The 1,716-nt window shown below is 64.1% G+C and carries 2 protein-coding genes; one reads left to right on the top strand and one right to left on the bottom strand.

The genetic code is table 11. The features are described from left to right. A partial coding sequence (locus tag FJV41_RS49020; RefSeq protein ID WP_141649489.1) for a diguanylate cyclase occupies positions 1–261 on the top strand: 261 nt, incomplete at its 5' end. 38 nt (positions 262–299) lie between these two features. Here FJV41_RS49020 and FJV41_RS49015 read toward each other — a convergent pair. Further along, a complete protein-coding gene (locus tag FJV41_RS49015; RefSeq protein WP_141649488.1) occupies positions 300–1,679 on the bottom strand; it encodes a PI-PLC domain-containing protein in 1,380 nt (459 codons plus the stop codon). Positions 1,680–1,716 lie beyond the last annotated feature (37 nt).

The following is a 1,716-nucleotide window of genomic DNA, read 5'->3' as shown; positions in this document are numbered from 1 at the left end:
GAGATGTGTATAAGCGACAGGTTCGTGGTGGGGTTGTTGGGGGAGACGAAGGAGCGCGCGAAGGCGATTCTGTCGCGGACGCTGGCGGAGGTGGCGGAGATGACCTTCGACGGCGACGGGGGAGAGTCCTTCGGGATTACGGTGAGCGGAGGCATCGCCGAGGCGCCCGGAGACGGGGCGACGATGGAGGAGCTGCTGCGCGCGGCGGATGCGCGGCTGACCCGCGCGAAGGCGAACGGGCGCAACCGCATCGAGGTGTGAGCGGGGTGCCCGGGGCACCCGCGCTCAGGTCGCGACGTCTACTTCCACTTCCCGAAGGAGACGGCGCCCTTGAAGCTACTGACCACGGAGTCCTTCACGTCGCCGGCTGTGTCCTTGAGCTTGCCGCCGGTGATCGCCAAAGTGGTGCTCTCCCGGATGTCAATCATCCCATCCACTCCGCGCTCCTTCAGCTTCTTCGTCTCACTGACCACGTCATCGGCCTGTTCAATCAACGGTGACATGTCCCCCGGGTCGTTCCAGACAGAGACGGTTGCCTTTCCATTCTTCAAGGCCTGGATGACCTCCGGAGAGGCGTCCTTGATGTCCTTGTATCTCGTGATGAACGACACCGGCCTCGGGGCATTGTCGGTGATGTGTTGTTGCATCGCCGCCGCGGTATCGCTCGTCAGCGCTCCGTCAGGAGCGTTGATACCCATGGTGGCATTGGGGAGCTTGTCGCCCAGGGCCTCCCGAATCCACCTCGCCTCGGTCGGGTTCACGCTGAACATCAACCGCTCGCCCGGGATGCCGGAGTCCACGACCTGCTTCACCATCTCCTTCACGGCGGCTTCCTTCTTTACCGGGTCATTCTTGAAGGCATCGAGCTTGACGTCTACCTTCACGCCCACCCCCAGTGCCTTTCCTTTCGCGAGCCATTCCTGAAAGGAGAGCTTGGGGCCGGATTCGTCATGGTTCATCTCCATGCCGCCGTCTTTCTTCGTCTGGAGATCCCCCTCGACCCAGTTCTTCCCCTCCTCCACGGCCTTGTTGAAGTCATGCTGCGTGTTCGTCGAGTGGGCGTTGTTGGCCTCGGAGAGCTTCTGGCCTGGTTTCCATTGCCCCTGATAGTCCAGCGGCTTGTGCTCCCTTTGGAGCTCCTTCGCGGCCTTGTCCTTACCGGACGCCTGAAGCTCGGTGACGGTCGCCCCGCCTAGCAAGACCGCGCCAATGGGGTTCTTGGTCTTCATGTCCTGCAGCACATCGTCGAACTGGTTGAGCTGACCGCTGTTGGGGAGGCCATCGGCCAGCGCCTTGCCCAGGGCCTGCTGTCCCTCCGGCCCCGCTCGCTCCGCCACCGCCGCCAGCGCATTCAGGCTGTCGCGGGTGATGCCGTTCTTCTTGCTGTCATCCTTGTCCTTGCTGACCCGGACGCCCAGCTCCGCTCCCACCTGCTGAAGCGTGGGCTGCGTCATGCGAATGAGCTCATTCACATACGCCGTGTCCAGCGCCGGTTGCGCCTGCACCAGCTCTTGCAACTTCGTCGTGGCCGCCTTCGCGCCTCCCGTGCGGTATGCGTCCGACACCTGCTGCGCATGCTGTTGCGCGAGCGGGGGGATATCCAGCGGGAGGATGTTGGGCCCCTTCCCTGGCGCGGTCACGAACTCGTCGCGCGTGGGCATCCCGGTCGGACCTTGCACGGGACCTGGCGGGGGTTCCTGTGGCGGAGGCGGGGCC

The organism is Myxococcus llanfairpwllgwyngyllgogerychwyrndrobwllllantysiliogogogochensis (genome assembly GCF_006636215.1).
In the GTDB taxonomy this organism is placed as follows: domain Bacteria; phylum Myxococcota; class Myxococcia; order Myxococcales; family Myxococcaceae; genus Myxococcus; species Myxococcus llanfairpwllgwyngyllgogerychwyrndrobwllllantysiliogogogochensis.
This window is presented reverse-complemented; position numbering and strand designations above follow the sequence as displayed.